General features: G+C 31.7%; 3 protein-coding genes, 1 tRNA gene and 1 pseudogene (1 of these 5 cut by a window edge). 4 read left to right on the top strand and 1 reads right to left on the bottom strand.

Annotated features, from left to right (window positions below; all coding sequences use genetic code 11):
• Positions 1-273, top strand: a pseudogene (locus A2255_08370) (agmatinase); it begins 576 nt to the left of the window's first position.
• A 976-nt stretch (positions 274-1,249) separates the two neighbouring features.
• On the opposite strand, the gene A2255_08365 reads toward A2255_08370, so the two are convergent.
• Positions 1,250-1,990, bottom strand: coding sequence for a hypothetical protein (locus tag A2255_08365; GenBank protein ID OGI17469.1), 741 nt, complete (start codon positions 1,988-1,990; stop codon positions 1,250-1,252).
• A 176-nt stretch (positions 1,991-2,166) separates the two neighbouring features.
• Between A2255_08365 and A2255_08360 the strand changes: the two genes are divergently transcribed.
• The 3 genes from A2255_08360 (at position 2,167) to A2255_08350 (ending at position 5,644) form a co-directional block, all read left to right on the top strand.
• Positions 2,167-2,499 carry a hypothetical protein gene (locus A2255_08360; GenBank protein OGI17468.1) on the top strand — a complete coding sequence of 111 codons (333 nt, stop codon included), beginning with the start codon at positions 2,167-2,169 and terminating at the stop codon, positions 2,497-2,499.
• Between the two features lie 320 nt (positions 2,500-2,819).
• Positions 2,820-5,174, top strand: a complete 2,355-nt coding sequence (locus A2255_08355; protein ID OGI17467.1) for a DNA internalization-related competence protein ComEC/Rec2 — start codon at positions 2,820-2,822, stop codon at positions 5,172-5,174.
• Positions 5,175-5,572: 398 nt separating this feature from the next.
• Positions 5,573-5,644, top strand: a tRNA-Gln gene (locus A2255_08350).
• The last annotated feature ends 297 nt before the right edge of the window (positions 5,645-5,941 follow it).

The raw sequence follows: 5,941 nt of genomic DNA, 5'->3' as shown, positions 1-5,941 counted from the left end.
TCTGAGATTCCTGCAATACTGGATAAATTGTCAAATAGACCTGTTTATCTGAGTATTGATTTGGATGTTTTAGATCCAGGTATTATGAGTGGAACAGGCACTCCTGAAGCTGGTGGAATGAGTTTTAAGGAGTTAATATCCTGGTTGTTATCGTTATCTGATCTTAATATTGTAGGTGCAGATGTGGTTGAACTTTCACCTCATTATGACCCTTCAGGAGTTTCAACTATAACAGCGGCAAAAGTCGTTAGAGAAGTTTTGTTGCTTAAATAATAAAAATTTAGGTGCTTGCCAAGAATAAATAATTTAATGATTTTCAATAGATTTCTAATATTTGCGTTTTCAATATTTATAAAATTTTAAAAATCCCCATATTGTCATTATGAGGAGGCAGCAAAACTGCACCATTAAAGTCTATAATCATAGTCTTATTACCAAGATTGATGAATTTAAAAAAAGTGACTGTGTCACTGCGGTAATCTCTCCAATGTTCACCAGATAGATTGCCACGCCTGCGTTGTAGGCTCGCAATGACAGTGCATGTTATAGAATGTGATTGATAACTTATAAAAGTGACTTTGTTACTTTGCGGTGATAGTGCGTATTATTGGAAAGATTGATGGCTTAAGACAGTGCGAAGCACCTCGCAATGACATTCTTTATTATTAGTACATTTCAACATTTTCTAGGCAAGCAACAAACTTTATAATATTACTCTTACGTCAGCTGGAACATTGATAACTAACATCAATTATTCTTGCAATCTTTAAGCATAAATTAGCTAATGGTAAGATTTGCAAATAATATGTTAAAAGCAAACCCCTGTCATTGCGAAGATTCCGAAGGAATCTGTGGCAATCTATCCATTTACATTTAAAAGCTAGTATTCATAATTGGCAAGATCCTCACGTCGCTACGCTCCTCAGGATGATAGTGTGTATTATTGGAGGGATTGATGATTTGGAAAAGTGACTATGTCACTCAGGATGACAGTTCGGGAGATTGTAGCATATTATTTGTCGATCCATCCACTAGTGCTCTGTTAAGTTAATTATGATGATTGTTGCAGTCGGGTATGTTTTCGGAGGAGCCTATGAAATGCGAAGGTGACAAGGTCACTTATTTAAGTCCTCAATTATTCTAATGAGGACTTAATTATGTGCGTTAGCACCAGCGACGGAGAAAATTTATCCAACAAAACTTTCTTAACAGAGTAATAGCAACTTAAGTCATTCTGTATGACTTAAGCTTATTTTATAAAAAAGTCTACATTAACACTTCCTTGAACAGTGACATCACCAGCTTCTATTGGAGTTGGAGGCATGGCAGCTGCCTCTGCTACATCTCCTGCCATTGCTCTAAAGACAGGTCTTGGATATTCCTCTCCACAGGATGAATTTACCTGCTTTACTCCTGTAATTGTTACACCAAGCACTCCAGCTACTACCCTTGCTTCTTCCTGGGCTTTTCTTGTTGCTTCAGCTAACACCTTATTACAATATGCTTCTCTGTCAGAAAGAGTAAAATTAACTCCTTCAACTCTGTTTGCTCCACTTGCTATAGCTGTATCTATTATATTACTGACATTATTTAATTGTTTTGTTCTAATAGTAACTTGGTTTACAGCTCTATAACCAGTTAGGATATTTTTTCTTTGATCTTTAGTATATTCATAAATAGGAACAATAGAATATCTGGATGTTTGAATAGCATCCCCTTGTTTTGTATTAATTAGATTTCTTATTTTGTTGACAACATTACTGGCTTTGGTTGCATTCTGGGTTGCTGCCTCTGAAGCTGTCTTAGCTTGAGTTTCTACAGCTAAAGTTATAGTTGCTGTATCTGGTGGAAAAGTCTGTGTAGCTGTTCCTCTAGCAGAAAGTGTTCCTCTATCGCTTTCTTTTGCTACATCTTGTGCTTGTACTATATTTGAGGTTATCAATAACGTAAATATGGCTAAAATTAACAGCGTAATTGAACATTTTTTCATTTATTATCTCCTCCTGTTTCTGTAATCACATGCATTATAGCAGGTTATATTAAATAGGATTAGCGTAATTTAGATAGTGTAATAGATTAAATTAAAGCGCTATAACTTTAAAAATATTGTTTATTGTTGAGTATTAGAATAAAATTATAATATGTTTATCAAAAATAGAGTTAATTATGCTGGAAGAGCTAGATAAAATTGATATAGAAGAAGACCAAATTTTGAAAAAAATTGGTTTAGAACTTATGTTTAGTAATCCTCAGAGAAGAGAAAGACCAGAAGGTACAACTGCTATTGAATTATCCAGAAAACTCAATATAAAAATGGAAATCGTCAAGAAAAAATTAAGAATCTTACAAGATAAGGGGCTTATTAGATCAATAGGCATTAATCCAAAATACTGGGAATTTAATGATTATAATTTTCAGCGAATGGATGAAAATGATTCAGTCTATCTTTTATTATGCAGTTTTGAAGATGTAGATTTTGATCAATACTTTAATTATTAAAGATTTTACAGTTAAAAACCAATAAAAAAGCTATGACATTTGGGATGTGCATAGCTAGATTAGGGATATGTGTATCGTCGTCTTCTAAGGAGTATGTTTCCATATTATCAGTACAACTTTAGTATGACATCGTATACATTTATGATTTCAAAAATATAATATCCTACAGCTAAATTAATACTCTTAATTTAAAAATAGATTACTGTTTATATTTTTGCTTTTTAAATTAGGATTATAATTTGAAATTAAAGCTTTTAAGTATATACTAATTGGTAAATTGTTATAAACAAGAGATTATAGATATACAATTTACATATTTTATGAATTTAAACAAGACTAATAAAACATTGATTGTTTGTTTAACTTTTATATTAGGAGTTGCCTCGACTTTATTAGGTTTAATTCCTTATTTTGCTGCTTTTTTGTTAGTCCTGATTCTGTATTTATTTTATTTCAAGGTAATTTCATATAAATTGATCTTAATTAACTGTTTGGTGCTGGTTTTTTCTATATTTTATACAAACTTTAAAATGCCTCAACCTGATGATTTGGCAAATTTAGCTCCCATCAAAGCCAGCTTACAAGGTAGGGTTATAACACAGCTAAAAGATGATGGGGACTATAAAACTAAATTCGAATTTGAGGTTAATTCTCTTAAAAAGAGGGATTCCGGTTGGAAACCTGTAAAAGCAAAGACACTGGTTACAATTTTTGATAAAAAAAGGAAATTTCAAGAAATTTATATAGGTGATGTAATTGAAGTAACCGGATATATAAGGCCACCATTTAAAGCTACCAATCCGGGGCAATTCGATTATACAAAATATCTGAGTAATTCTGGAATTTTCACTATAACTTATGTAGGATATAAAGATTTTAAGATAATAGAACATCCAAAATCTGGTAAATGGGCTTTTTTACAGGAATTAAATAAAGTAAAAAATAAAATTATCTCAATACATAGAGAAAACCTAAAATCACCAAAAGTAGAGATACTGGGCGGCATGGTTTTTGGTGATTATGCAGTTCCAACACCTAAGAACGTGAAGCAAGATTTTATTAATTCAGGTTTATTGCATCTTCTAGCAGCCTCAGGAATGAATGTTGCTTTAATTTTTGGAATATGGACATTTCTAGCACAGAAATTATTTATACCCTTCAATTTAAGAATAATAGGGGGAATGGTTCTTGTTGCTGTTTATGCATTTTTAACAGGATTACCTCCTTCTGTAACAAGAGCTACTTGGATGTTGGAGTTTATTCTTTTTGGAAAACTTATTAACAGACAGGCTGATAATGTGGCTTTATTGGCTCTTGTTTGTGCAATTATGCTGTTATTTGATCCCTTAATGATTACTGATATAGGCTTTCAGCTTTCCTTTGTGGTTACTTTTGGTTTATTAATGTGTACATCCATTTTTATTGAAAAGCTAAAACCCATACCCATTTTTATTTCTGGAAGTATTTTAATTCCAATAATAGCTCAATTATGGGTAGCACCTATTCAGTTATTCCATTTCAACACGTTTGCTACGTATTCTGTTTTTGCAAACATAATTGTTGTGCCATTTGTAGGTATTATAAGTTTTGCAGGGTTTACCAGCAGTATATTTTGTCTTATTCCTGTAATAGGGGAAAGAGTTTGTTGGTTTTTTGATAAATTAATTGAGCCTTTCATTGCACTTTTGCTTTATATATCAAAATTTACATCTGATTTACCAGGGTCATTATATTATTTTGCTTCACCAGAAATACTTTCAGCTATTTTATTTTACATCCTTATTTTGGTTATAACATTGCATATTAAATGGGATTTTTCTAAGAAAAAACTTAATTTTTTAATTTTAGCTATAGTGCTGGCTATAGTTTCTCTATCGTTTAAGGAAAATTTCTCAAAAGACTTAAAACTGCTGTTTTTTGATGTGGGAGAAGCCGATTCAATATTAATTCAGACACCAAATAAGCGTAATATTCTTGTAGATACGGGGGATATAGGTAGGAAAGATTTTAGTTCGGCTAATACAATAATAATTCCTTATTTAAGAGATAAAGGAATTAATAAACTTGATGTTCTTGTTTTAACCCATCCTGATAGAGACCATATTGGTGGGACTGTAGATGTACTTAAAAGGATAAAAACAAGCCAGATTATGGATAACGGAGAAAAAACTGATTCAACAATATATAAAAAAACTCAGGATTTTATTCGTAAAAAAAATATTACTGTAAAGCATCTAACTAATGGAAATAAAATTGACATTGATAAAGACTTGAAAATCAGTGTTATTAAATCGGCAAATATATATGGCGATACAAATAACGATACTTCGGTAATTTTATATCTAGAATATAAAAACTTTTCAGCTTTATTAATGGGAGATGCAGAAGCTGAATCATTGAATTCAATAAAAAAATATGTAAATAAGTCTATAGATGTGGTTAAAGTAGGACACCATGGCAGCTTTAATTCTGTTAATGAAGAATTTCTTGATTATTTAAAGCCTAAAACAGCAATTATATCAGTTGGAAAAAACAAATATTCCCATCCTGATAAGCTGACCTTAAATATTCTCAAAGAATTTGATATTAAAACCTTAAGAACAGATAAAGATAATGCTATTGAGATTAAAACAGATGGGGAAAACATTAAAATTAACAGTTATAATGCACCCTAACCTGACTTTTTGACTTTAAGAACCAATCCGGGAATAAAAAACCAACCTTTGTCATTACGAAGATTTCAAAGGAATTTGTTCTCATAATCATGTTGTCTTGAGATCACCACGCACTAATTTAAGTATTCGCTGTAAAAATGTGACCTCAGTTACTGCCTCTTTGTCATGACATAAGAATTTAGTTCCTGAATAGCTTCTAAGGTATTTAATTCTAAAATTGTCTTTTATAGTGAATAATATTACAATCTTATTGTGAACCTTGTTAGATAAATGCTTAGAACATATTAAAATCCCAAGATACTTGTATAATTTAAAACATACAGTTATACTAAAAAGATTAGCTTGACATTTTAGACGCAGCTTTAATAAAATAATACTGCATTGTCTATACAAAATATTGGGGCGTAGCCAAGCGGTAAGGCACCTGGTTTTGGTCCAGGCATTCAGAGGTTCGAATCCTTTCGCCCCAGAAATTAAAAGTCAGATCTTAGATCTGACTTTTTGTTGTTTATAGTTTATTTTCGGTGCACAATGCGCACCTTGCCTGATTCCGTAGGTGCTAACACACATAATTAAGTGGAATAATTGATGATTTAAATAAGTGACCTTGTCACCTTCAAATTGACATGGTGCATAGCCAATAACATATCCCCATCATCATAATTTTGGGACAGAGTACTAGCTAACTTGAGTTGCTAAATAAATTTTTACGATTTGAAATGCATCTCAAAATAAGCCAAAACCCTATTAGGGCAAACTAATAGGGA

The organism is Candidatus Melainabacteria bacterium RIFOXYA2_FULL_32_9 (assembly GCA_001784615.1).
Taxonomy (GTDB): Bacteria; Cyanobacteriota; Vampirovibrionia; order Gastranaerophilales; family UBA9579; genus UBA9579.
This window is presented reverse-complemented; position numbering and strand designations above follow the sequence as displayed.

What these genes read in the sequence shown, in the direction of transcription:
- A2255_08365 (OGI17469.1), bottom strand. Translation starts at nt 1,990, where the DNA reads ATGAAAAAATGTTCAATTACGCTGTTAATTTTAGCCATATTTACGTTA.
- A2255_08360 (OGI17468.1), top strand. Translation starts at nt 2,167, where the DNA reads ATGCTGGAAGAGCTAGATAAAATTGATATAGAAGAAGACCAAATTTTG.
- A2255_08355 (OGI17467.1), top strand. Translation starts at nt 2,820, where the DNA reads ATGAATTTAAACAAGACTAATAAAACATTGATTGTTTGTTTAACTTTT.